Annotated in this window: 21 protein-coding genes and 3 tRNA genes; 20 read left to right on the plus strand and 4 right to left on the minus strand. The window is 59.7% G+C overall.

The genetic code is table 11. From position 1 onward, the window contains the following. Positions 1-3: 3 nt before the first annotated feature. Positions 4-813 carry a squalene synthase HpnC gene (gene hpnC, locus AC0KWY_RS01830; protein WP_474027958.1) on the minus strand — a complete coding sequence of 270 codons (810 nt, stop codon included), beginning with the start codon at positions 811-813 and terminating at the stop codon, positions 4-6. A gap of 53 nt (positions 814-866) precedes the next feature. On the opposite strand from hpnC, the gene AC0KWY_RS01835 reads away from it, so the two are divergent. Together AC0KWY_RS01835 and AC0KWY_RS01840 are read left to right on the plus strand one after the other, a co-directional pair. Beyond that, positions 867-951, plus strand: a tRNA-Leu gene (locus AC0KWY_RS01835). Positions 952-1002: 51 nt separating this feature from the next. Continuing rightward, positions 1003-1929: a bestrophin family protein gene (locus AC0KWY_RS01840; protein WP_474027959.1), complete on the plus strand. Its 927-nt coding sequence runs from the start codon at positions 1003-1005 to the stop codon at positions 1927-1929. A gap of 3 nt (positions 1930-1932) precedes the next feature. On the opposite strand, the gene AC0KWY_RS01845 is transcribed toward AC0KWY_RS01840, so the two are convergent. Further along, complete coding sequence (locus AC0KWY_RS01845; RefSeq protein ID WP_474027961.1) at positions 1933-2916, minus strand: DHHA1 domain-containing protein; 984 nt, start codon at positions 2914-2916, stop codon at positions 1933-1935. A gap of 1 nt (position 2917) precedes the next feature. Continuing rightward, positions 2918-3118: a SlyX family protein gene (locus AC0KWY_RS01850; protein ID WP_474027963.1), complete on the minus strand. Its 201-nt coding sequence runs from the start codon at positions 3116-3118 to the stop codon at positions 2918-2920. Positions 3119-3359: 241 nt separating this feature from the next. On the opposite strand from AC0KWY_RS01850, the gene AC0KWY_RS01855 reads away from it, so the two are divergent. The 15 genes from AC0KWY_RS01855 (at position 3360) to AC0KWY_RS01925 (ending at position 15977) form a co-directional block, all read left to right on the plus strand. Continuing rightward, positions 3360-3436 (plus strand) — tRNA-Val (locus tag AC0KWY_RS01855). Positions 3437-3569: 133 nt separating this feature from the next. Next, a complete protein-coding gene (thrS, locus tag AC0KWY_RS01860) occupies positions 3570-5486 on the plus strand; it encodes a threonine--tRNA ligase (protein ID WP_474027964.1) in 1917 nt (638 codons plus the stop codon). 67 nt (positions 5487-5553) lie between these two features. Continuing rightward, a complete protein-coding gene (gene infC, locus AC0KWY_RS01865; protein WP_474027966.1) occupies positions 5554-6033 on the plus strand; it encodes a translation initiation factor IF-3 in 480 nt (159 codons plus the stop codon). A 90-nt stretch (positions 6034-6123) separates the two neighbouring features. Next, positions 6124-6321, plus strand: a complete 198-nt coding sequence (rpmI, locus tag AC0KWY_RS01870) for a 50S ribosomal protein L35 (protein ID WP_028995804.1) — start codon at positions 6124-6126, stop codon at positions 6319-6321. An 11-nt stretch (positions 6322-6332) separates the two neighbouring features. Beyond that, a complete protein-coding gene (gene rplT, locus AC0KWY_RS01875; protein WP_121459511.1) occupies positions 6333-6692 on the plus strand; it encodes a 50S ribosomal protein L20 in 360 nt (119 codons plus the stop codon). Positions 6693-6768: 76 nt separating this feature from the next. After that, positions 6769-7815, plus strand: coding sequence for a phenylalanine--tRNA ligase subunit alpha (pheS, locus tag AC0KWY_RS01880; protein ID WP_474027967.1), 1047 nt, complete (start codon positions 6769-6771; stop codon positions 7813-7815). A gap of 22 nt (positions 7816-7837) precedes the next feature. Next, complete coding sequence (pheT, locus tag AC0KWY_RS01885; RefSeq protein ID WP_474027968.1) at positions 7838-10222, plus strand: phenylalanine--tRNA ligase subunit beta; 2385 nt, start codon at positions 7838-7840, stop codon at positions 10220-10222. Between the two features lie 10 nt (positions 10223-10232). Then, the gene (locus AC0KWY_RS01890) at positions 10233-10541 is read left to right on the plus strand and encodes an integration host factor subunit alpha (RefSeq protein ID WP_374326492.1); all 309 of its coding nucleotides are present in this window, start codon (positions 10233-10235) and stop codon (positions 10539-10541) included. Further along, positions 10525-10905 carry a MerR family transcriptional regulator gene (locus tag AC0KWY_RS01895; RefSeq protein ID WP_474029690.1) on the plus strand — a complete coding sequence of 127 codons (381 nt, stop codon included), beginning with the start codon at positions 10525-10527 and terminating at the stop codon, positions 10903-10905. Before AC0KWY_RS01890 ends, AC0KWY_RS01895 begins: the two co-directional genes overlap by 17 nt. Positions 10906-10938: 33 nt before the next feature. Further along, positions 10939-11015: transfer RNA gene (locus tag AC0KWY_RS01900), tRNA-Pro, on the plus strand. A gap of 124 nt (positions 11016-11139) precedes the next feature. Beyond that, positions 11140-12081 (plus strand): thioesterase domain-containing protein, encoded by a 942-nt coding sequence (locus tag AC0KWY_RS01905; RefSeq protein WP_474027969.1) that lies wholly within the window; start codon positions 11140-11142, stop codon positions 12079-12081. A 226-nt stretch (positions 12082-12307) separates the two neighbouring features. After that, the gene (locus AC0KWY_RS01910; protein WP_474027971.1) at positions 12308-12895 is read left to right on the plus strand and encodes a YcjF family protein; all 588 of its coding nucleotides are present in this window, start codon (positions 12308-12310) and stop codon (positions 12893-12895) included. A 265-nt stretch (positions 12896-13160) separates the two neighbouring features. Next, positions 13161-14099 carry a prohibitin family protein gene (locus AC0KWY_RS01915; RefSeq protein ID WP_474027973.1) on the plus strand — a complete coding sequence of 313 codons (939 nt, stop codon included), beginning with the start codon at positions 13161-13163 and terminating at the stop codon, positions 14097-14099. Positions 14100-14153: 54 nt separating this feature from the next. After that, the gene (locus AC0KWY_RS01920) at positions 14154-14906 is read left to right on the plus strand and encodes a substrate-binding periplasmic protein (RefSeq protein WP_474027974.1); all 753 of its coding nucleotides are present in this window, start codon (positions 14154-14156) and stop codon (positions 14904-14906) included. Positions 14907-15032: 126 nt separating this feature from the next. Then, on the plus strand, positions 15033-15977 hold the full coding sequence (locus tag AC0KWY_RS01925) for a prohibitin family protein (protein ID WP_474027975.1): 945 nt from the start codon (positions 15033-15035) through the stop codon (positions 15975-15977). A 6-nt stretch (positions 15978-15983) separates the two neighbouring features. Here AC0KWY_RS01925 and AC0KWY_RS01930 read toward each other — a convergent pair whose 3' ends face one another. Beyond that, positions 15984-16955 carry a 4'-phosphopantetheinyl transferase family protein gene (locus AC0KWY_RS01930; RefSeq protein WP_474027976.1) on the minus strand — a complete coding sequence of 324 codons (972 nt, stop codon included), beginning with the start codon at positions 16953-16955 and terminating at the stop codon, positions 15984-15986. Positions 16956-17046: 91 nt separating this feature from the next. On the opposite strand from AC0KWY_RS01930, the gene AC0KWY_RS01935 reads away from it, so the two are divergent. Genes AC0KWY_RS01935 through fabD form a run of 3 tightly spaced genes read left to right on the plus strand, consistent with a single transcriptional unit; the run spans position 17047 to position 22641 of the window. After that, positions 17047-18678: a cyclic peptide export ABC transporter gene (locus AC0KWY_RS01935; RefSeq protein ID WP_474027977.1), complete on the plus strand. Its 1632-nt coding sequence runs from the start codon at positions 17047-17049 to the stop codon at positions 18676-18678. Position 18679: 1 nt separating this feature from the next. Further along, entirely contained in the window at positions 18680-20335 is a 1656-nt protein-coding gene (locus tag AC0KWY_RS01940) for a cyclic peptide export ABC transporter (protein WP_474027978.1), read from the plus strand. Further along, positions 20332-22641 carry an ACP S-malonyltransferase gene (gene fabD / locus AC0KWY_RS01945; RefSeq protein ID WP_474027979.1) on the plus strand — a complete coding sequence of 770 codons (2310 nt, stop codon included), beginning with the start codon at positions 20332-20334 and terminating at the stop codon, positions 22639-22641. Before AC0KWY_RS01940 ends, fabD begins: the two co-directional genes overlap by 4 nt. The last annotated feature ends 2 nt before the right edge of the window (positions 22642-22643 follow it).

Consider the following 22643-nt stretch of genomic DNA (forward strand, 5'->3'; position numbering starts at 1 on the left):
GGCTCACATTCTAATGGAACGGGCGAGCAGCACGAACCAGTCGGCCTTGCCCAGCTTGGGCCGGTGGCGGAAGACGTCGCCGCGCACGCGTGCTATGCGCTCCAGGATGCGCAGGCCACCCTGCACGGTGAGGCGGATTTCCCAGCCGATCCGCCCGGGCAGCGCATGGACCAGCGGCGCGCCGCGCAGCATCAGGGTGCGCGCCCGGTCGACCTGGAAAGCGACCAGTTTTTCCCAAGCCTCGCCGCAACGGCCGGCGGCGATGTCGTCCTCGCTGACGCCGAAGCGCTGCATCTCGATCTGCGGCAGGTAAATCCGGTCCTTCTGCCAGTCGATGGCGATGTCCTGCCAGAAGTTGATCAACTGCAGCGCGGTGCAGATGCAGTCGGACTGCATCAGTTGCGTGTCGCCGGTACGCTTGAACAAGGCCAGCACCAGCCGGCCGACCGGGTTGGCCGAGCGCCGGCAGTAATCGATCAGCTCCGGATAGTCGGCGTAGCGTGTCTTGACCACGTCCTGGGCGAAGGCGTCGAGCAGGTCGCGGAACAACTGGATCGGCAGGGCGTGGGCGGCGACGACTTCGGCCAGGTCGACGAACAGCGCTGTCTGCGGCGGCGTGCCGGCGGCGATGCGGTCGAGTTCGGCCTGATAGGCGGCCAGCTCGGCCAGGCGCTGTTCCGGCGTCGCCTCGCCCTCGTCCGCAATGTCGTCGGCGCTGCGCGCGAAGCGGTAGATCACCTCGATCGGCCGGCGCAGCGGCGCCGGCACGAGGAAGGAAGCGACCGGGAAGTTTTCGTAGTGATCGACGGGCATGGGGCGGCAAGTATAGGGGGCGGGGCGACTAAGTGCTAGAATGCGGCCCGCCTGCCCAGGTGGCGAAATTGGTAGACGCACCAGATTTAGGTTCTGGCGCCGCAAGGCGTGGGGGTTCGAGTCCCTTCCTGGGCACCATGTTTCATGCGCCGGTCGCACTTCGTGCGCGCCGGATGCTGGTAGTCAAAGATGATCGTACGCCCGCGTCTCCATTGGTTTCCCCTGCTTTTCGTCTGGCGCGGTTCGGTTCTGCCGCAGATTGCCGGGCGCCTGTTGCTGATTTTCGCGGTCTCCGTCAGCAGTGTCCTCGGGCGCGACTGGTGGATGCAGCATTACCCCGATTCGGCACTGAGCATCCCGCCGTTTACGCTGATGGGGATCGCCCTGGCGATCTTCCTGGGGTTCCGCAATTCGGTCAGCTACGAGCGCTTCTGGGAGGCGCGCAAACAGTGGGGCTTGCTGCTGATCGTCGCCCGCAACCTGGTCATCAAGCTGTGCGCGCTGCTCCTGGGGAGCGAGCATGAAGCGCTGCGCCACGAGCTGACGCGGGCCATCGCCGCCTTTGCCTTCGCCCTCAAGCACCAGTTGCGCGGCAGCGATCCGGCAGCCGACCTGGGCGAACGGCTGTCGCCCGAGTTACGCGACGCGGCGCTGGCCGGCCGTTTCCCGGCGCAACTGATTCTGGCCGCGCTGGCCCGGCGCCTGGCAGCGCTGCGCCGCGACGGTGCGCTGGCCGAGATGGAGTGGCTGGCGCTCGCTGGCGACCTTGATCGCCTGGGCGAGGTGGCCGGTGCCGGCGAGCGCATCGCCAATACGCCGATTCCCTACACCTACCGCGTCCTGTTGAATCGGACCATCGTCATCTACTGTCTGTTGCTGCCGGTCGGTCTGACCACCACGCTGGGCTGGGTGACGCCGCTGATCGCGACCTTTGTCGCCTATACCTTCCTGGCGCTGGAAACGGTCGGCGAGCAACTGGAGGAGCCTTTCGGCACCGAAGCCAACGATCTGGCGCTCGACGCCCTATGCCACACCATCGAAACCACGACCTGCGAATTGGCGGGACTGGCGCCTCTGAGCCAGGCGCCGGCGGTCAGGGGCTTCGTGCTGACCTGAGTCTTACTGCGGCAAGCCGAGTATTTCGGCAAAAAACTGCGCCGCCGGCAAGCGGAATCCGGCCGCCTGCGGGTGTCCGCCACCCCCGTAGCGACGGGCGATCTCACCGACATTGAACGGCGCCTGCGAACGTAGCGAGACTTTCACCTGGCCGTCCGCCACCAATTGCCAGGTCAGGCCGAAGCTGCCGCTTCGCTCGGCCAGGCGATGCCCCAGTTCGGACGCGAAGAGGGCGCCGGCATTGACCGCGAGGCCGTCGATGGCTCGCCAGTGCCCGCTGTCGTCGGCAACAATCGGCATGGCGTGCCGGCGTGCCTGCACGGCGTCAACCGGTTCGCCGCGCAAATGAGCGGGCATGCTCAGTGTCGGGTCGGCGAGGCGGGCGACTTCGTTCTGATAGAACTGCTCGACCGCCGCGCCGCGGTCAAGGAAGGCAAGGTAAGCGGGGGTTTGCGGCGAAGCCAGTTCGTCGGCCAGGCGTTCCCAGGCCGCGAAAGCAAACGGCTGCAGGCGCAGCGCCCGGCAGAAGTTCCGCGTACCGGGCAGGGCGAAGCGCCACAGGTCGAGATCCTCGACATGGCGCAGCAGCAGCGGTGGCGGCAAGGCGCCGTGAAAATGCTGCCAGGCGAGCACCGCACCCGCGCGGTCGAGGGCGAAAATCACGGTCAAGGGGCGCTGCGGGTCGCGGAAAATTTCGCGGCCGTCGTCCTGGTCTTGCAAACGCCCGCGCCACTCGCCGTGGGCGGTGGCGTGATGGTCGAGCTGGGTGAGCGAACGTGCCTGTTCCGCCATGGCTTCCAGTTCGGTGGGAGCGAATGAGAAATCGAGGATATATACGTCGCGCCCGGCAATCTCGTCGGCGGTAAGGTGCTCGCCGTGGTGCAGCGGGCGGTAGAGCGCTGCGTCGCCGAACACGCGCCATGCGCTCCAGGCGGCGCCGAAGCCGTCCAGACAATCGGCATGGTAGGCGATGAGAGGTGTGGCCATCTCAGTAATGCGGCGGGATTTCGTCGCGCAGGCTGCGCCCTTCCTGCGGTTGGGCGTTGTTGACCTGTTCGCGCAGGTTGCGCAGCTCGGCGGCGAGCAGTTCGATCTGTCGCTGCTGTTGGTAGACGACCTTGTTCAATTCCTCGATCTGGTCTTCATTGAAGCTGATCTTGATTTCCAGTTCGGTGATCCGGGATTCCATGCGATGTTCCATCATTCTTTAAGGGGGAGGGGCTGGCGCCATTGCGCAGCGAGCGGCGGTGTTCGTGCAGCAGGGGCAGAGTAGCGCCGATCAATGTCAGAACGCAGAGTCCGAAAACAATCCAGCCGGTGTTCATGGTGTCGAGGGTGAGGTCGCTGACCTGTGCATGTTACTGTGGATCGAAAATCTCCGGGCGAAATGTTGACATATCCCGTGGGGTGTCTATAATGCGCGCTTCTCCAGGCGGTTAGCTCAGTTGGTTAGAGCGCCACGTTGACATCGTGGAGGTCGTTGGTTCGATTCCAATACCGCCTACCAAATACCTGACGGAGCTGTTTTGATCACTTTCCGAACTTGCACTGCAGTTCAGAAACTCTAATCGAGTCGGCTTCGTTCATTCAAAAAAAGTGCGGCTCAGACCGCACTTTTTTTTCGTCCAGAGAATCCTGTCATGCCTGAAATCAAACTTCCCGATGGTTCCATTCGCTCTTTCGCGCAGCCGGTGACGATTGCCGAGGTCGCGGCCAGCATCGGTGCCGGGCTTGCCCGCGCCGCACTGGCTGGCAAGGTTGACGGCAGTTTGGTCGATACCTCTTTCCTGATCGAGCGCGATGCCGAGTTGGCAATCATCACCGAGCGCGATGCCGAGGGGCTGGAGCTGATCCGTCACTCGACGGCGCATCTGCTGGCCTATGCGGTCAAGGAGTTGTTCCCGGAAGCGCAGGTGACCATTGGTCCGGTCATCGAAAACGGCTTCTACTACGACTTTGCCTACAAGCGCCCGTTTACCCCGGAAGATCTGGTGGCGATCGAGAAGCGCATGGGTGAACTGGCCAAAAAAGACGTTCCGGTGACCCGTGAAGTCTGGGCGCGCGACGATGCGGTCAAGTTTTTCCTCGATCTCGGCGAAAAGTACAAGGCCGAACTGATTGAGGCAATTCCGGCCGATCAGCAGGTTTCGCTCTACCGTGAAGGCGAGTTCGTTGACCTCTGTCGCGGCCCGCACGTGCCGTCGACCGGCAAGCTCAAGGTCTTCAAGCTGATGAAGGTGGCCGGCGCCTACTGGCGCGGCGATCATCGCAACGAGCAGTTGCAGCGCATCTACGGAACGGCCTGGGCGAAAAAAGAAGATCTCGATGCCTACCTGCACATGCTGGAAGAGGCAGAGAAGCGCGACCACCGCCGTCTGGGCAAGCAATACGACCTTTTCCACATGCAGGACGAGGCGCCGGGTCTGGTCTTCTGGCACCCGAAGGGCTGGGCGATCTGGCAGGAAATCGAGCAATACATGCGCGCCGTCTATCGCAACAACGGCTACCAGGAGGTCCGCTGCCCGCAGATCCTCGATAAGTCCCTGTGGGAAAAATCGGGGCACTGGGAGCATTACAAGGACAACATGTTCACGACCTCGTCGGAAAACCGCGATTACGCGGTCAAGCCGATGAACTGCCCGGGGCATGTGCAGGTGTTCAACTCCGACTTGCGTTCCTATCGCGAACTGCCGCTGCGCTACGGCGAATTCGGCTCTTGCCATCGTAACGAACCGACCGGTGCCCTGCATGGCCTGATGCGTGTGCGCGGTTTCGTTCAGGATGACGGACACATCTTCTGCACCGAAGATCAGATCGAGTCCGAAGTGACCGCCTTCAATGCGCTGGTCAAGAAGGTCTATGGCGATTTCGGCTTCAACGACGTCGCCGTCAAGTTGGCGCTGCGTCCGGATAGCCGGGTCGGCTCCGACGCGGTCTGGGACAAGGCTGAGGATGCGCTGCGCCAGGGCTTGCGCGCTTCCGGGCTGGAGTGGACCGAATTGCCGGGGGAGGGCGCTTTTTACGGCCCGAAGATCGAATTCCATATCAAGGATGCGATTGGTCGTTCCTGGCAGTGTGGCACGATGCAGGTGGACTTCTCGATGCCTGGCCGACTCGGTGCCGAATACGTCGCTGGCAACGACGAGCGCCGGGTGCCGGTGATGTTGCACCGGGCGATTCTCGGTTCGCTCGAACGTTTCATCGGCATCCTGATCGAAAATTATGCCGGCGCGCTGCCGCTGTGGCTTGCGCCAGTGCAAGCCGCAGTGCTCAATATTTCGGAAAAGCAGGCTGATTACGCTGCCGAAATTGCGCAAAAGCTCCATCAGGCCGGCTTCCGCGCTGAGGCGGATTTGCGCAACGAGAAAATTACCTATAAAATCCGCGAACATAGCTTGAACCGGCTGCCTTATCAGCTTGTCGTCGGCGACAAGGAAAAGGAAGCCGGGCTGGTGGCCGTGCGTACACGCGGCGGTCAGGATCTCGGTCAAATGACGGTCGAGGCTCTGATCGAGCGACTCCAAGGGGAAGTCGCGGCGCGGAGTGGCACGGCTTAATTATTGATATTTCGGGGGTTTTACCATCGCTCAGAACAAGGCCCATCGTTTAAACGATGAGATTACGGTGCCGGAGATTCGTCTCCAGGGTTTGGAAGGTGAACAGCTAGGGATCGTCAGCATCCGCTCCGCGCTGCAGATGGCCGAAGAGGCTGGCGTGGACTTGGTCGAGATCGCGCCGACGGCGAAACCGCCGGTCTGCCGCATCATGGATTACGGCAAGTTCAAGTACCAGGAACAGAAGCGCGCCCACGAAGCCAAGCTGAAGCAGAAGCAGGTGCAGGTCAAGGAAATCAAACTGCGCCCGGGTACCGACGAAAACGATTACCAGATCAAGCTCAGGAACATGACGCGTTTCCTGGAAGAGGGCGATAAGGTCAAGGTGACCTTGCGCTTCCGGGGCCGCGAAATGGCGCACCAGGAATTTGGCATGCGCCAGCTGGAACGGATCAAGGCAGACGTCGACGCCATCGGTGCGGTCGAGCAGATGCCGAAGATGGAAGGGCGGCAGATGATCATGATCATCGCGCCGGCCAAGAAGAAGTAAGTGCAGTAACAGGCAGTTATTAGTGCTTTCGGGTAGTGCAAGCGTTCCCGCCGGGAACCACCTGACGGCATGACATTAAGGAGCATCAAAATGCCCAAGATGAAGACCAAGAGCAGCGCCAAGAAGCGCTTTTCGGTCCGCGCTGGTGGTTCCATCAAGCGTGGTCAGGCCTTCAAGCGTCACATCCTGACGAAGAAGACCACCAAAGTTAAGCGTCACCTCCGCGGTGCCGCAGCGGTGAACGAGCGTGATGTCGCATCCGTTCGCGCCATGATGCCCTACGCGTAAGGAGATAGCACATGTCCCGAGTCAAACGTGGTGTAACCGCCCGCGCCCGCCACAAGAAGGTCCTGGCCCAGGCCAAGGGCTATCGCGGTCGTCGCAAGAACGTCTATCGCATCGCCAAGCAGGCGGTGATGAAGGCCGGTCAGTACCAGTACCGTGACCGTCGTCAGCGCAAGCGTCAGTTCCGTTCGCTGTGGATCGCCCGTATCAATGCCGCCGCTCGCGAGCTGGGCATGAAGTACAGCACCTTCATGAACGGTCTGAAGAAGGCCAACATCGAAGTCGACCGCAAGGTCCTGGCCGATCTGGCCGTCTTCGATCAGCCGGCTTTTGCAGCCCTGGCTGCGCAAGCCAAGGCCAAGCTCGGCGCCTGAGCTTAAGCTCTTGAGAAAAAAGGAGGCGCAAGCCTCCTTTTTTGTTTCCTCACGGTGTAATCGTTGGTAGAAGTCCATGGACAACCTCAAACAGATCGTTAGCGAAGCGAAGGCCGCCTTCGCCACCATTTCCGACCCGGATGCCCTGGAGCAGGTCAAGGCTCGTTTCCTTGGCAAGAGCGGGCGGATTACCGAGCTTCTGAAAGAGCTGGGCAAGTTGCCGCCCGAGGTCAAGAAGACCGCCGGTGCCGCGATCAACGTCGCCAAGACTGCCGTCGAGACGGCGCTCAACGAACGCCGTGAAGCAATTCGCAAGGCCGCGCTCAGCGCCCGCTTGGCCGAGGAAGCGCTCGACGTCACCTTGCCCGGCCGTAGCGAGTCGCGCGGTGGCTTGCACCCGGTGACGCGCACGCTCGAGCGAATCGAATCGCTGTTTGCCTCGATCGGTTTCGAAGTCGCCGACGGTCCGGAGATCGAAGAAGATTTCTTCAACTTCACCGCCTTGAACACGCCCGAGGATCACCCGGCGCGTTCGATGCACGACACTTTCTATCTGCAGAACCCGGACGGCTCGCTGGCCGACAAGGTGTTGCTGCGCACGCATACCAGTCCGATCCAGGCGCGCTACATGCAGGCGCACGTCGCCCGTTACGGCGAGCTGGAAACCATGCCGGAAATCCGCATCATCGCGCCGGGCCGCGTCTATCGCGTCGATTCCGATGCGACGCACTCGCCGATGTTCCATCAGGTCGAAGGCCTGTGGGTCGGCGAGAACGTTTCCTTCGCCGATCTCAAGGGCGTCATTGCCGATTTCCTCAAGAGTTTCTTCGAGACCGACGACCTGACCGTGCGTTTCCGTCCGTCCTTCTTCCCGTTCACCGAACCGTCGGCGGAAATCGACGTCGCCTTCATGAGCGGCGCGCTGAAGGGCCGCTGGCTGGAAATCGCCGGTTGCGGCATGGTCCATCCGAACGTCCTGCGCCACGCCGGCATCGACCCGGAAAAGTACACCGGTTTTGCCTTCGGCTTCGGGCCGGACCGGCTGACCATGCTGCGCTACGGCGTCAATGACCTGCGTCTGTTCTTCGAAGGCGATCTGCGCTTCCTGCGCCAGTTCGCCTGATCCCCTTTTTCGGAATACGTCCATGAAATTCTCCGAATCCTGGTTGCGTACCTTCGTCGATCCGGCGCTGTCGAGCGACGAGCTTTCCCATCTGCTGACCATGGCCGGCCTCGAGGTCGAGGACCTGTCGCCGGTTGCGCCAGCCTTCGATCAGGTGGTCGTGGCCCGGGTGCTCGAAGTCGTCAAGCATCCCGATGCTGATCGCCTCAACGTCTGCCAGGTGGATATCGGTAGCGCTACGCCGCAGCAGATCGTTTGCGGGGCGCCCAATGTTGCCGCCGGTCTCAAGGTGCCGTGCGCGCTGCCCGGCGCCGAGCTGCCCGGCGATTTCCGCATCAAGGTGGCCAAGGTGCGCGGCGTCGAATCCTCAGGCATGCTCTGCTCGGCCAGGGAACTCGGCATCGTCGAGGATGCTTCCGGCCTGCTCGTCCTGCCCGCCGATGCACCAGTCGGCCAGTCGATCCGCCAGTACCTCGATCTCGACGAACAGGTTTTCGAGATCAAGCTGACGCCCAATCGTGCCGACTGCCTGTCCTTGCTCGGCGTGGCGCGCGAGGTCGGTGCCATCACCGGCGCCGCGACGACGCTGCCGCAAGTGGCCGAGGTGTCGTCCACTATCGCCGACACGCGCGCCATCGTGCTCGACGCCCCGGCTGCCTGCCCGCTCTACTGCGGTCGCATCGTCAAGGACGTCGACGCCAAGGCGCCGACGCCGGAATGGATGAAGCGCCGCCTGGAACGCAGCGGCATCCGCTCGATTTCCGTGTTGGTCGACATCACGAACTACGTCATGCTCGAACTCGGCCAGCCGCTGCACGCCTTCGACAACACCCATCTCGAAGGTGCGGTGCATGCCCGCATGGCGCTGCCGGAAGAAAAGCTGCTCCTGCTCAACGAGCAGACCATTGCCGTCGACGCCGACATACTGATGATCGCCGACGACGCCAAGCCGCTCGCCATGGCTGGCATCATGGGCGGCGAGGAGAGCGGCATCACGCTGGAAACGAGCGAGCTCTTCCTGGAATCCGCCTTCTTCATCCCGGAAGCCATCGCCGGTCGTGCCCGTCGCTACGGTTTCGCGTCGGACGCTTCGCACCGCTTCGAGCGCGGTGTCGATTTCGGCGGTACGCGCCGCGCCATCGAGCGTGCCACGCAACTGATCCTCGACATCTGCGGCGGTCAGGCTGGTCCGGTGGTCGAAGCCAAGGCCGAACTGCCCGCCCGCCCGCCGGTGCGCTTGCGCACCGCGCGCGCCGAAAAGGTGCTTGGCCTGCCGCTTGGTGCCGAGCGCATCGCCGCCCTGTTCAAGGGGCTGGCCCTGAGTTTCACGCAACAGGGCGATGAATTCCTCGTTACGCCGCCGTCCTGGCGCTTCGACATGGAAATCGAAGAAGACCTGATCGAGGAAATCGCTCGTCTCTACGGTTACGACAACATTCCGTCGCCGGCGCCGCGCGCGCGCATGGCCATGCTGCGCCAGCCGGAAGCCCTTCGTCCTGCGGCGCGTATCCGGCAGATGCTCGCCGACCGCGGCTACCAGGAGGTGGTCAATTTCGCCTTCGTCGAGGCCGCCTGGGAAGCCGACTTCGCTGGCAAGCGAGGCGAAGCCGAACTGATCCGCCTGGCCAATCCGATTGCCAGCCAGATGGCGGTCATGCGTTCGACCCTGATCGGCGGCCTGGTGGCCAATCTGGTGACCAACCTCAAACGCAAGCAGACCCGTGTTCGCCTGTTCGAAGTCGGTCGCACCTTCCATCGCGATGCCGCCGCCCAACCGGTCGCCGGTTATCGGCAGCCCTGGCGTCTCTCCGGCCTCGCTTTCGGCGGTGCCTTGCCTGAGGGGTGGGCAAGTGGCGCGCGCAAGGTCGATTTCTTCGACGTCAAGGGCGACCTTGAAGCACTGCTGGCGCCCGCCGCGCTGCGTTTTGAACGGCTCGATCACCCGGCGCTGCATCCCGGTCGTGCTGCCCGTATTCTGATTGATGGTCGCGAAATCGGCTGTCTGGGCGAGTTGCATCCGGAGTGGGTGCAGAAATACGAATTGACGGCAGCACCGGTGCTCTTCGAACTCGAATTCGACGTTCTGAAGACGGCAAGCGTGCCGGCTTATGCCGAGGTTTCCAAGTTCCCGGCCGTGGTCCGCGATCTGGCGGTTGTCGTCGATCGGGAGCTGGCGTTACAGGCCTTGATCGACGGGGTGAAAAAGGATCTTCCGGCCCTGATTACCGACCTCCAGTTGTTCGATGTGTACGCCGGAAAGGGTGTCCCGGAAAACAAGAAAAGTCTTGCGTTACGGATAGTTATGCAAGATACTCAACGCACTTTGCAAGATTCGGACGTTGATGCAGCGATGCAGAAACTGATCGCAAGTCTGGAGCAGAACTTTGCTGCCCAACTGCGAGCTTGAGTAAGAATAGATAACGATGACGCTGACCAAAGCCGAACTCGCAGACCTGCTTTTCGAGAAAGTGGGTCTCAACAAGCGCGAGGCCAAAGACATGGTCGAGGCCTTTTTCGAAGAAATCCGCAATGCTCTGGAAACCGGTGACGGGGTCAAGCTCTCCGGCTTCGGCAATTTCCAGTTGCGCGACAAGCCGCAGCGTCCCGGACGCAATCCGAAGACCGGGGAAGAAATTCCGATCACCGCGCGGCGAGTCGTTACCTTCCATGCCAGCCAGAAGCTGAAGTCCGATGTTGAAGAAGCTTTCGATGGAGTTACCGCCTAAGATGTCAGGCAAGGACGAACTACCGCCGATTCCAGCAAAACGCTATTTCACCATCGGTGAAGTCAGCGAACTTTGCGGCGTCAAGCCACATGTGCTGCGCTATTGGGAGCAGGAGTTCAATCAACTCAAGCCGGTCAAGCGGCGGGGAAATCGACGCTATTACCAGCATCACGAAGTCCTTTTGGTTCGACGCATCCGGGAGTTGCTTTATAACCAGGGGTTTACGATAAGTGGTGCGCGTAATCGCCTGGATGAGGGGGCGCCGGTCGAGTTGGTTGAAACGACTGAAAATCAAACCTCGGCAAGCTCCGCAAGCAGTTTGCGCGGAGAATTGCAGGCAATTATCGCCATGTTGGCTGTTTGAATTAACGATATTGCGGTATAATGCTCAGCTTGTCGGGGCGTAGCGCAGCCTGGTAGCGCACTTGCATGGGGTGCAAGGGGTCGCGAGTTCGAATCCCGCCGCCCCGACCATGAGATTCAATGAAAAAGGCCACTTTGAGTGGCCTTTTTCATTTTTGCCTTGCAATTGGTGAATTTGTCCTGGTTCTGCGGGTTTGTCCAGAACGGGTTCCAACGCCAGGTTCGGGAAAAATGAATGTCATTCGATCGGAATCGATCTAAGATATCGACCGACTCCCGTTATTTTTCCCAAGACTTGACCATCCCATACCGATATCTGCTACCCATTCGGAGCACCGGGCAGCACGTTCCCCTGTTTTTGGTGCATAGCGTGGCAGGTGAGCTGACCTGGCTGCAACACCTTGCTCAGGCGCTAAGCCCGGAGCAAGCGCTTTACGGATTCGGCGCGCCGGGCCTCAATGCTGAAGGCCCATTCTTCTTCCGCTTGGAGAGCATGGCGGCAGCCTATTTGCGTGATTTGCGCCAAGTACAGCCCCAGGGGCCCTATCGACTCGGCGGTTATTCAATGGGTGGGGTTGTCGCCTTTGAAATGGCCCATCAGTTGCAGCGAGCCGATGAGCAGGTCGACCTGCTCATCATGTTGGATGCTTTTGCTCCCACGCGCGAGCGCTTTTCCGATATTGCAACTTGGAGTCGTAATGGTCTGCTGATGCAGGTCGTCACCAACCTGCTGGCATTGCAGTGGCAAGCTGAAATGCTGCTACCAGCCGATGCGTTCGGCAAAGTGCCGTTCAGCGAGCACAGCGAATTTGCCGCCCGTCATTTGCTGGCGCATTGCAAAGCTCCACATGGATTTCGTCCGCTGCAGTCCTATTTGCGCCGTTGCCAGACGATGATGCGCGTACATGCCCAGTTGCTCGCTGACTACCAGGCGCACACTCTGCTACAGCCAGTCAGAACCCTGCTCTATCGAAATACGCGTGGACTGATTGCCCGGCAGTCTGCTCTGCATTTGCCGTCGTTGCCCGACGCTCAGCGCGACCCGCCCCATGCTTGGGAGGCATTGCTTGGTAGTTCGCCGGTCGCCATCGACGTGGATGAAGAGCATTTCATGTTCGGTCGCGAACCGGTCATGGCTTTTATCGCCCGCTCACTAAATGGATACCTGAAGATCTAGGCGGTTTGGAGGTACCACTGTGCGTTCCTTCTCGCGCCCAGAAGCTCCGCGGCTCACCGATCAGATGGCAGTTGAATCGGGGGCGGGATTCTTGGTTGGCGCTTGGCTAATTCAAGCGCATTTTTTGAGAAATTTCAGGCCGCCGGAATTGAACCAAACTTCCGTTGCCTGCATTGGTGTTAGTTGATATAGTCTGCCGCGATAATCCCTGTCTACTGGAGGAAATATGTCTGATCAGTTCCCCGCTCAAAGTGATGATGTCGTAGTTGATGCGAATGGCTTGAACGAGAACGCTTCCTGTCAGTCAGGCGATGAGAACTATGCAATCGAGGTAAGGTTCGCCAAGGCTTCGGAAATCGTCAAGCGCAACATGCTCTGGGCCACTGGCGCCGGTGTCTTGCCGATACCAATGCTTGAGCTGGTGGCGATTACCACGGTAGAACTCAAACTGGTCAAGGAACTGGCTGACCTTTACGGTGCAGGTTACCGCAAGGATCTGGCGAAGGCCGCGGTGCTCTCCCTGATCGGTAGTCTGGGTAGCGTGACATTGGGCAAGATGATCGCCATGAGTAGTCTGCGGGCGATTCCCGTTTTTGGTCATGCGGTGGCGGTAGCCTCGGTGCCAGCCTTGTCGGCAGCTGTTACTTACGCCATTGGCAAGGTATTCGTGGCCCATTTCGAGGCTGGTGGCTCTCTTCTCGACTTTGATTCCGTCAAGGTGCGCGAGTATTTTCGCAGTGAATTCGCCAACGGTATCAGAGTGGCGAAGGCAACGATCGCCCCCGGTTCCGAAAAGAGCGGTGCGGCAGCCTGATCGCCGATATTTCGACATAGATCGCCAAGCAGGGAGGGGGCAGTGTTCTGGATTGCATATTTTCTGCTGTGCGTGATTGCCGCCTACCAGGGGAAAACCTCCCGGCTTGGGTTTTGGGGGGTGCTGGTGGCTGGTGTGTTCCTGACCCCGGTCGTCTCCCTCATGTTGGTTATCCTTTTCGGGCGAGCTTCCGCGGCAAAGTGAGTCTGCTTGATTTTTCGCAGCATGACGGCCAGCGATCTTCCTTCTTGTACTGGGTTTTGCCATGATCAAGGCCGATCACGCGTTGGAACCCGAAGAGCTGGTTTCCGAGTCCGAGCTTGTCGAGGGGGATAGTCCGCGACATCCACACGGCTACCGTTTTGGCTTGACGCTCTCCCTGCTCATTGCCGCCTTCATTCTGGTTGTATTTTGGCGGGAAATCTTGGTTTCCAAGTACCCGGGAGAGCAGGGCGTGTACTGGTCACGTTTTTTTGGGGGCACCTCCGATATCGTTCTCGGTGAGGGGACGCATCTCAAGTTTCCTTGGGATGAGATTTTCATCTATAGCACCCGGGTGATGATGAGCACTCGGAAAACCATCCTGTTGACCAAGGATGGGATGGCTATCGATCTCGAATGGGCGGTGCGTTATCGGGTTGACCCGACGCGCTTACCGGAGCTGCATCGAACCCTGGGACCTGGTTACGCCGATCGAGTCGTTGTTCCTGAAGTGATTTCTGCCTTGCGTCAGGTGATTGGTGGCTATTCGGCCGATCAGATTTACGCCAAGGCTGAAGTTGATCTGATTGAAGAGATCGAAGACCGGGTCAAATCAAGGATCGAGATGTTTCACCCGATCCTCTTCGAAACCGTTCTTCTGTTGCGCCTTGACTTGCCTGGTGAAATGCAAAAAGGCATCGTCGAGAAATTGCTCTACGAACAGCGCCTGCTTTCCTACAATTTTCGTGTCAGGGCTGAAGAGCAGGAGAAAAAGCGTAAGCTGATCGAGGCTGAGGGTATTCGGGATTTTGAAGAAACCAGCAAGATTTCGATGTTGAAATGGCGAGGTATTGACGCCACCATGGAATTGGCCAAGTCTCAAAATGCCAAGATCATCATGATGGGGACGGGGCAGAACAGTTTGCCGCTGCTGTTAAATGGGGATGGAGCGGCGCCACTTGCTGCGCCGCAGAAGACACCGCCCGCCGGGAAAGCTCAATAGTCGATTTGGCCAGAGTCGGTGTTTTTTTCTGATTGCTTGCGAAGGTCTAACGTGATGTCTTACCTACTCCGTATTTATGCTCTGGTCGGCCTTTCCCTGTTTTGGGGGCAAGCGTTTTCCGGCGAACTCAAGATTGTTTTCTTCCAATACACGCCGCCCTATGTTTTCGAAAATGGTCAGGGGATCGTGGTCGATATCGTTCGTGCTGCCCTGGAACCAGCCGGTTACCAGATCACCCCGGTCTATCTTCCGATGGGGAAGGGGGCCGATCTATTTGCCAAGAAACGGGTGGATGGGACGACCATCATTCGTGAGGACTCGCACCTCGTAACCAATTATTCAGACACCTTCATGCTGTATCCGAACCGGGCGTTTGCCCTGAAAGATCGCAGACTTTCAATTAAAAGCGTCGATGATCTGAAGGATAAAAGCGTCGTTGCCTTTCAGAATGCACATAAGTACCTGGGCGATGGTTTTTCCCGTGTGGCAAATGAAAACCGGCATTATCAGGAGTTTTCCAATCAGGAGAAACAGGTCCTGATGCTGCTGCAGGGGCAGATCGATGTGGCCGTGATGGACGAGAACATTTTTCGTTTTTACCGGGAAAAGCTGATCTCGGAAGGTAAAGTGGATCGCTCGGTCGAGGTGGATGTATTTCCACTTTTTCCGCTCACTTCCTTCAAGGCAGCCTTCATCGATGCCAAAGTGCGTGACGCCTTCAATCGCGGTCTGGCTGCCTTGCGCTCCAGCGGGCGCGATAAAGCCATACATCGCAAGTACATTGAAGAATACTTTTCCGGCAAGTGATGATGGCCACAACTGAGCATCCCTTGATCGAGGGCTGCGCCTGCGCCGGTGTCCGGAAGGGGGGCGCCGCTCATTCATCATTTGCCATGGCGCTCTGCAGCAATCTATAGCATCCCCGGGAAATTCATGAACCAAGTCACGCGCTCACCGCTGTTGACCGTTTTGTTGAACAAGGTGACCGCGTGCCGGGTAGCCGTCGCCGGCAGATTTATGCCGCACAGCTTCCGGTTGGTCCTGGGCTTGCTCATCGTGACTTTCCTGTTTGTCGTCATGTGGCGTGAGATCTTTGTGTCCAAACACGCAGGGGAGCAGGGGGTTTATTGGTCCCGTTTCTTCGGTGGCACTTTGGATTTGAAGCTTGGCGAGGGAACGCATCTGAAATTTCCCTGGGACAGAATATTCATCTACAGCACCCGGGTTCAGGAAAGCCATGGGACGACCGAATTATTGACCATCGATGGCATGCCCGTTCGTGTTGGCTGGTCGGTGCGTTACCACGTTGATCCAGAACGTTTACCGGAACTTCATCGCAATCTGGGGCCGCAATATGCCGATAAGGTAGTGGTGCCGGAGGTGGTTTCATCGTTGCGAAAAGTCCTCGGTCGCTATTCTGCTGACCAAATTTATGCCAAGGACGAGCTTTCGCTAGTCAGCGAAATCGATAAACAGGTCAAGGAAAGGGTTGAGCTATTTCATCCTATTCTGTTCGAGGTCATTCTATTGCTGCGACTTGAATTGCCTGAGGAAATGTCCAGGGGAATCGTCGAAAAGCAGCTCTACGAGCAGCAGTTGTTATCGTACAGTTTCCGTTTGCAGGGCGAGGAAGAGGAAAAAAAACGCAAGTTGATCGAAGCTCAGGGAATCAAGGATTTCGAGCGGGTCGCCAGGATGTCGATTCTGAAATGGCGGGGCATCGAAGCGACGGAGGAATTGGCCAAATCACCCAATACGAAAATGATTTTCGTGGGGGGGGGGCAGAATGGGTTGCCTTTATTGCTGAATCTGGAGTCGGCAGGCGCTGCGGTTCCTGAGGCGCCATCCTCTTCGCCCTCAATGAAATCCATAAAATAGTCGTCATCAATCCACCAAGGTCCAGAGTGCCAGCCGCAACTCGCGTGTCGCTCCGGCCAATGCTGCAAAGTAGCCGGGGTCTGTCGGAATATCTGCCAGGCACCAGTCCTGGAGAGATCCCCGATCCGGGTTCATTGCCAGTATGGCTGGCGAGTGGTTCGGCAAAAAGCTGACGCCAAGGCCGGGGAAGTCGAGTGCGAGACCATGGCCCATCGCCTTGGAAAGCGCTTCCTTTCGCGTCCAGGCGCGGTAGAAGGCCCCTGTCTTTGCTTCTTCAGGCAGACACAACCATTCTCCCAAGTCCTGCTGCGAAAAAATCATGCGGGCGATTCCGCTGGCATCATGTGGCGTCCGCTGACATTCGATGTCGACGCCGACTTCAAAATTGCGCGCAATGGCAATCAAGCCGCGTTCGCCGGAGTGGCTGATATTGAAGTGCAAGTTGGCGCCAGGCTCCTGCAGCGACGGCTTGCCAAATTGGTTCTGCTTGAACTGAAAGTTGGCGGGAGGCTGGGCCAGATAGGCGCCGAGCAACAGGCGCAAGACACTGCGGCAGATGATGAACTGCTGTCGTGGCGGCTGGCGAAGGAAGGCCGCCGCCCGTTGTTTTTCCGCCGCCGACAGTATCTGCTCGAGCTGCTGTTGCCGTTCTTGAGACTGGGATAGGGCGAATGACCAGACATGGCATTCCCCGGCAAGCAATGGGGGGGCGTTTTGCCCGATTTTTTCCCAGGCGAGCGTGCTCTGATGCAGGACGGAGACAATTTCGGAAGTTTGGGGCGTGTTCATCGGAAGGGCATTGCAAGCATGCGGGCAGTGGAGGCAACGAGAGGTGAGCGACTTTACCTCGATGGCCGGAAATTCATGAGATCGTTTCCACTTGTCCCTGAAATGTTTTCCGGATTTCCTGGCTGGCAGCAGTGATTTGGGATTGCCTGGCGTTTCATCGAACTGTATGAATTTGGCGTGCCAAGTCATTTATACTCTGACCGGAATTCGAGTGGCGTTCGGTTCCTCGGTTCTGGTCGGGTTCCCAATATAAGAAGGACATAAACTGAACATCCTGCGTTTGCTTCAGACGGGTCGGCCGGGAGGGCTGACAGGGGCGCTCTATGTAACCTGCCTGGCCGGTTTGGCTAATGCCGCATTGATCGGCCTGATCAATACGGCAGCCGAGGAGGCCGCTCTTGGCGAGGGCGTCGGGGCGCGCCTGCTGATTCTTTACGTGCTTGCTTTTGCCATCTATACCCTGACCAACCGTGCTTCCTTGCGCCGGGCCAACGATTTCATGCAGCAGCGGCTGGGGGAGTTGCGTCTACGTCTGGCCGACAAGATCCGGCGTTCCGAGTTGCGGACTTTGGAGGGGCTGGGACGAGGGCAGTTATATGCCATTGTCGCTCAGGAAACCAATCATCTTTCGCAGAATTTTCCCTTGCTGGTTTCTGCCTCGCAAAGCTTGTTCTTGCTGGTTTTCTGCCTGTTTTATATCGCCACGCTGTCAATGATTTCATTCGTTGTCGTCAGTTTGGTAACGGCAATGTCCCTGCTTTTTTTCTATACCCGGCGCGAGGCATTGAATCGGGCGATGACTTCAGTGCACGCCCAGGAGGGGGCGATGCTCGAATCGCTGACCCATTTCACCGAAGGCTTCCAGGAAATCCGGCTCAATGGGAGCAAGAACGAGGCATTGTTTGCCCGTTATACCCAGATCGTCGATGAACTGCGGCATTTGGTGGTCGGTATCGGCGGCAAGTGGGTGGTCCTCCTGTTGTTCAGCAACGCCTTCCTGTATGGCTTGCTCGGGGTGGTGATCTTCGTGCTGCCCGGCTTTTTTGCCGGGTATACGGATGTCATCTACAAGATTGCCGCTGCCGCGATTTTCTGCGTCGGTCCGGTGACCGCGCTGACTTCGGCGGCGCCGCTGTTTTCGCGGGCCAGCATCGGGCTCGGTCATGCTTTCCGGCTGGAGGAAATGCTGGATAACAGCATTGTTCGCCAGCCCCGCCAGCAAGCCGGTTTGCCATCGCGCTTCAGCGGCTTCAAGCGCATCGACTTCGCCGGCATCGGCTTTGCCTACCGTGATGCCGATGGCGCGGCGAGTTTTTGCACTGGCCCCTGGGATCTGCAACTGCAGCGGGGGGAACTGCTTTTTCTACTCGGCGGTAACGGCAGCGGAAAATCGACGGCGCTGAAGCTGATGTGCGGGCTGTATCCGGTCGATAGCGGCCGCATTCTGGTTGACGGGACGCCAGTCGAACCCTCGGCCATGCAGGCTTACCGCGAACTGTTTGCCTGTGTTTTTCCCGATTTTCACCTGTTCGACCGTCTGCATGGCATGGAGCACGTCGCTCCCGAGCAGGTGCTGGCCTTGATCGAACGGATGGAATTGAGCGACAAGGTCGCTTACGAGGCGGGACGTTTTTCCACCCAGGATCTGTCCACCGGCCAGCGCAAGCGTCTGGCGATGATCGTCGCCCTGCTTGAGGACCGGGAAATTTATTTTTTCGACGAGTGGGCTGCCGATCAGGATGCATACTTCCGCACCGCCTTCTATACCGAGATCCTGCCGGAGCTGAAACAACGTGGCAAAACGGTTGTCGTGGTCACCCATGACGACCGTTTCTGGCACATGTGCGACCGTAGTGTCAGTCTTGACCTGGGCCGGGTGATGCCGACGGATCTCGGGGCAGGGGCGGCCTAGCATGGTCTTGGTCGAGTTCATCAAACGTGCCAGCCATCGGGATTTGCGCCGCATGGCGCTGATGACCACGGTAGCCGGCTTCGCCAATGCCTTTCTGGTTGTCGTCGTCAATCAGGTGGCCGGCTTGGTGGCCGACGGCGAACGTCCGGGAATCTGGTTGTGGGTCGCCTTCGTCCTGGCATTCGCTCTTTATTACCTGTGTGACAAGCGCTCGCTGCTACTCTCCAACGGCATCATCGAAGGCTTGTTGCGTGACTTGCGCTTGAGTGTCGTGGCCAAGTTGCGGCGTACCGAACTGCCGACCATCGACAAGCTGGGGCGCGGCCATCTGTACACCATGGTGTCGCAGGAAACGAATCATCTGTCGGTGACCTTTCCGCTCTTGATCGAGAGTTTTCAGCAGGCCGTCCTGATGAGTGTTTCGCTGATCTATCTCGGCTATCTATCGCTGCCTGCCCTGGGGGTGTTCGGTGTTGCCGTGATGCTGGGGATTTTCGGCTACTTGCGGATCAACGAGAATTTCCGTCAAACCTTGAAGCGCTTGTCCGGGCGCCAGGCCCAGATGCTCGACGCCATCGTCGACATCATCGACGGCAGCAAGGAGTTGCGCCTCAACAACCGGCGCAGCAATGCGGTCTTTCTGGCCTATCGCCAGATATCCCAGGCCGGGCAGGCGCTGCTGACCCGTTCCGGCGAGCACTGGGCGGAGATGATCCTGCTCGGCGGTTTTGTCGTCTATTTCATGCTTGGGGTTGTCGGTTTCATTTTCCCGATGTTCATCGAGCACCACAACACCATCGTTTTCCAACTGGTGCCAACCCTGTTGTTCTGCATGGGGCCGCTGACCAGAATCGTCGCTCAGTCGCCGATGTTCGTGCGGGCCGATGTCGGCTTGAACGCCATTTTCGCGATCGAGCAGCAGCTTGATGCCGGACCGACCATCGAGCCGTGCCGGGCGCAGGCTCTGGTTTCCCAATACCGCGACTTTCAGCGCATTGTTTACCGCGATTTGTCTTTCAGTTATCGCGACAAGGCCGGGCAGCCGGTGTTTACCGCCGGTCCCCTGGACATGACCATCAATCAGGGGGAAATCCTTTTCCTGGTGGGAGGCAATGGCAGCGGAAAATCCACCACGCTACGCCTGATGACCGCGCTCTACCCGGCTGATCGGGGCGACATCCTGGTCGATGGCGTGGCCCTGCAAGGCGAGGCGATAGGCGGTTTCCGCGAACTGTTTTCAGCCATCTTTGCCGATTTCCATCTCTTCGACCGGCTCTATGGTCTGGAACAGGTCGATGTCGGGGAAGTCGAGCGGCTGATCGGGGAAATGGGACTGGCCGGCAAGGTGCGCTACGTCGATGGCCGTTTTTCCGACCTCAACCTGTCGACCGGCCAGCGCAAGCGTCTGGCGCTCATCGCGGCACTGCTCGAAGACCGGCCGATTTACATCTTCGATGAATGGTCGGCCGAACAGGACATTCATTTCCGCCGTTACTTCTATACCCGCATCCTGCCCGAACTGAAGGCGAGGGGGAAAACCGTGGTTGCGGTGACCCACGATGATCGTTTCTGGCACCTGGCGGATCGCGTCATCAAGCTCGATCTCGGCCGGGTGGAATGGGAACGCCAGGGCCGTGACCTGGAGGAAAGATCATGAAGGCCTTCATGTTCCCCGGTCAGGGCGCCCAGCGCATCGGCATGGGGGCCGAACTGTTCGGCGCCTACCCGGCACTGTTGCGCAGCGCCGATGCGGTTCTCGGTTATTCGCTGGCCGAGCTTTGTCTGAATGGCCCGATCGAACGCCTGACCCAGACCGAATTCACCCAGCCGGCGCTGTTCGTGGTCAATGCGCTGGGCTATCTGCAGCGTACTGCCGACGGGACTCGACCGGATTTCCTGCTCGGTCATAGCGTCGCCGAATATGTCGCGCTGTTCGCGGCCGGCGTGCTCGATTTCGAAAGCGCATTGCGCCTGGTCAATAAACGCGGCCAATTGATGAGCGAGGCCAGCGGCGGCGGCATGGCAGCGGTGCTTGGCCTCAGTGAGGCGCAGGTACAGGCGGTCCTGGCGCAGCATGGGATCGCCGATGTCTATGCCGCCAACGTCAATACGCCCTTGCAGATCGTGCTTTCCGGACGGCGGGCGGCGGTGGTCGAGGCCGAGCCGCTGTTCATGGCCGCCGGGGCAGGTTTCTACAAAGTCCTGCAGGTCAGCGGGGCTTTTCACACCCCGTTCATGGCAGCGGCCCAGGCGGAATTTCGCGAATTTGTCCGCGACGTCGATTTCGCGGCGCCGCAGATTCCGGTGATTGCCAATGTCAGCGGTCGCCCGCATGACCCGGCCCGGATCCGCGAGGCCATGGTCGAGCAGATCACGGCGCCGGTCCGCTGGGCGGCGAGTCTGCGCTACCTGCTCGGCAAGGGCCTGGAGATCAACGATTTCGAGGAAATCGGACCGGCCGGCGTTGCGGTGGTCAAACCGATGGTACGCCGCACCCTGAGCGAGGGTGGGCCGTTGTCTGTCGATGATACGCAGGACAGGGACGCACCGTCACTGATCGGCGCAGCCCTCGCGCCGGCTTCGCCCGACATCCCGGCGGTCTCGGCGGAAACGCCATTTACCGCTGCCTCACTGGGTTCCGCCGCTTTCTGCGAACGTTTCAATCTGAAATATGCCTACCTGGCCGGTGGCATGTACCGCGGCATTTCCTCGGTCGAGATGGTGGTGGCATTGGCCCGCAGCGGCCTGCTCGGTTTCTTTGGCGTCGGTGGCCTGCCCTTGCGCGACATCGAGGATGCCATCGTCCGTATCCAGGAAAGTATCCCGCCCGGCGCGCCCTATGGCGTCAATTTCATCGCCCACACCCATTACCCGGCGCTCGAGGATCAGTTGGCCGAGCTCTTGCTGATCCATGGCGTGCGCACCATCGAGGCCTCGGCCTTCATGGAGGTGACGCCGGCGCTCGTGCGCTATCGCGCCAAGGGCCTGGTGGACGAGGGCGATGGCCGGGTGGTGGCGCGCAACCGGATCATTGCCAAGGTTTCCCGGCCCGATGTCGGCGCCCTGTTCTTCGCGCCGGCCCCAGCGCGTCTGGTCGACAAATTGCTGCTCAGCGGCGCCATCACTCCCGAGGAAGCCGCCTTGCTGGGGCGGGTGCCGATGGCCGATGCGCTTTGTGTCGAGGCGGATTCGGGCGGGCATACCGACCAGGGCATGCCGTTTACGCTGATTCCGGCCGTTCTGCGGGTGCGCGATGCGCTGCAGCCGAATTATCCGGCTCATCCCCTGCACGTTGGCGCCGCCGGCGGCATCGGTACGCCGGAAGCAGCGGCGGCGGCTTTCGTCATGGGAGTCGATTTCATCCTGACCGGTTCGATCAACCAATGTACCGTCGAGGCAGGGACCAGCGAGGTGGTCAAGGATCTGCTGCAGGACATGCAGGTCTACGACACCGATTACGCGCCCTCCGGCGAAATGTTTGAAATGGGCTCCCAGGTCCAGGTGCTGAAGAAGGGAATTTTCTTTCCCGCCCGCGCCAACAAGCTGGTCGCCCTCTATCGGCAGCACGAGTCGATTGACGAACTCGATGCCAGGACCCGCCAGCAGCTCGAAGAGCGCTATTTCCAGCGCAGCCTGGAAGCGGTCTTCGAAGAATGGCGGGCGGAGGCGCCCGCCGCCGAGCTGGAGCGCGCCGAACGCAGCCCGAAGCACCGGATGGCGATCATCTTCCGCCGTTACTTCCGCGACGCCAGTCGCTGGGCGCTGACCGGCGATCTCGCCCACAAGGTCGATTTCCAGATTCATTGCGGCCCGGCGCTCGGCGCCTTCAATCAATGGGTGGCCGGCGGCGAACTGGCCTCCTGGCGGGCGCGTCATGTCGATCGTCTGGCCAAGCACCTGATGAGCGAGACGGCCGCCCTGTTGCGTCGCCGTTTCGCCCTGCTGCAGGCGCCCGGGCGGTGAAG

It is taken from the genome of Azonexus sp. MM2026_4, from assembly GCF_055901855.1.

Bases quoted from the DNA above. Each gene is read 5' to 3' on its own strand.
- AC0KWY_RS01895 (WP_474029690.1), top strand. From the start codon at position 10,525: ATGGAGTTACCGCCTAAGATGTCAGGCAAGGACGAACTACCGCCGATT.
- pheT (WP_474027968.1), top strand. From the start codon at position 7,838: ATGAAATTCTCCGAATCCTGGTTGCGTACCTTCGTCGATCCGGCGCTG.
- rpmI (WP_028995804.1), top strand. From the start codon at position 6,124: ATGCCCAAGATGAAGACCAAGAGCAGCGCCAAGAAGCGCTTTTCGGTC.
- AC0KWY_RS01915 (WP_474027973.1), top strand. From the start codon at position 13,161: ATGATCAAGGCCGATCACGCGTTGGAACCCGAAGAGCTGGTTTCCGAG.
- AC0KWY_RS01940 (WP_474027978.1), top strand. From the start codon at position 18,680: ATGGTCTTGGTCGAGTTCATCAAACGTGCCAGCCATCGGGATTTGCGC.
- AC0KWY_RS01850 (WP_474027963.1), bottom strand. From the start codon at position 3,118: ATGGAATCCCGGATCACCGAACTGGAAATCAAGATCAGCTTCAATGAA.
- thrS (WP_474027964.1), top strand. From the start codon at position 3,570: ATGCCTGAAATCAAACTTCCCGATGGTTCCATTCGCTCTTTCGCGCAG.
- AC0KWY_RS01930 (WP_474027976.1), bottom strand. From the start codon at position 16,955: ATGACTTGGCACGCCAAATTCATACAGTTCGATGAAACGCCAGGCAAT.
- fabD (WP_474027979.1), top strand. From the start codon at position 20,332: ATGAAGGCCTTCATGTTCCCCGGTCAGGGCGCCCAGCGCATCGGCATG.
- hpnC (WP_474027958.1), bottom strand. From the start codon at position 813: ATGCCCGTCGATCACTACGAAAACTTCCCGGTCGCTTCCTTCCTCGTG.
- AC0KWY_RS01905 (WP_474027969.1), top strand. From the start codon at position 11,140: ATGTCATTCGATCGGAATCGATCTAAGATATCGACCGACTCCCGTTAT.
- AC0KWY_RS01840 (WP_474027959.1), top strand. From the start codon at position 1,003: ATGATCGTACGCCCGCGTCTCCATTGGTTTCCCCTGCTTTTCGTCTGG.
- rplT (WP_121459511.1), top strand. From the start codon at position 6,333: ATGTCCCGAGTCAAACGTGGTGTAACCGCCCGCGCCCGCCACAAGAAG.
- AC0KWY_RS01910 (WP_474027971.1), top strand. From the start codon at position 12,308: ATGTCTGATCAGTTCCCCGCTCAAAGTGATGATGTCGTAGTTGATGCG.
- pheS (WP_474027967.1), top strand. From the start codon at position 6,769: ATGGACAACCTCAAACAGATCGTTAGCGAAGCGAAGGCCGCCTTCGCC.
- AC0KWY_RS01925 (WP_474027975.1), top strand. From the start codon at position 15,033: ATGAACCAAGTCACGCGCTCACCGCTGTTGACCGTTTTGTTGAACAAG.
- AC0KWY_RS01920 (WP_474027974.1), top strand. From the start codon at position 14,154: ATGTCTTACCTACTCCGTATTTATGCTCTGGTCGGCCTTTCCCTGTTT.
- AC0KWY_RS01845 (WP_474027961.1), bottom strand. From the start codon at position 2,916: ATGGCCACACCTCTCATCGCCTACCATGCCGATTGTCTGGACGGCTTC.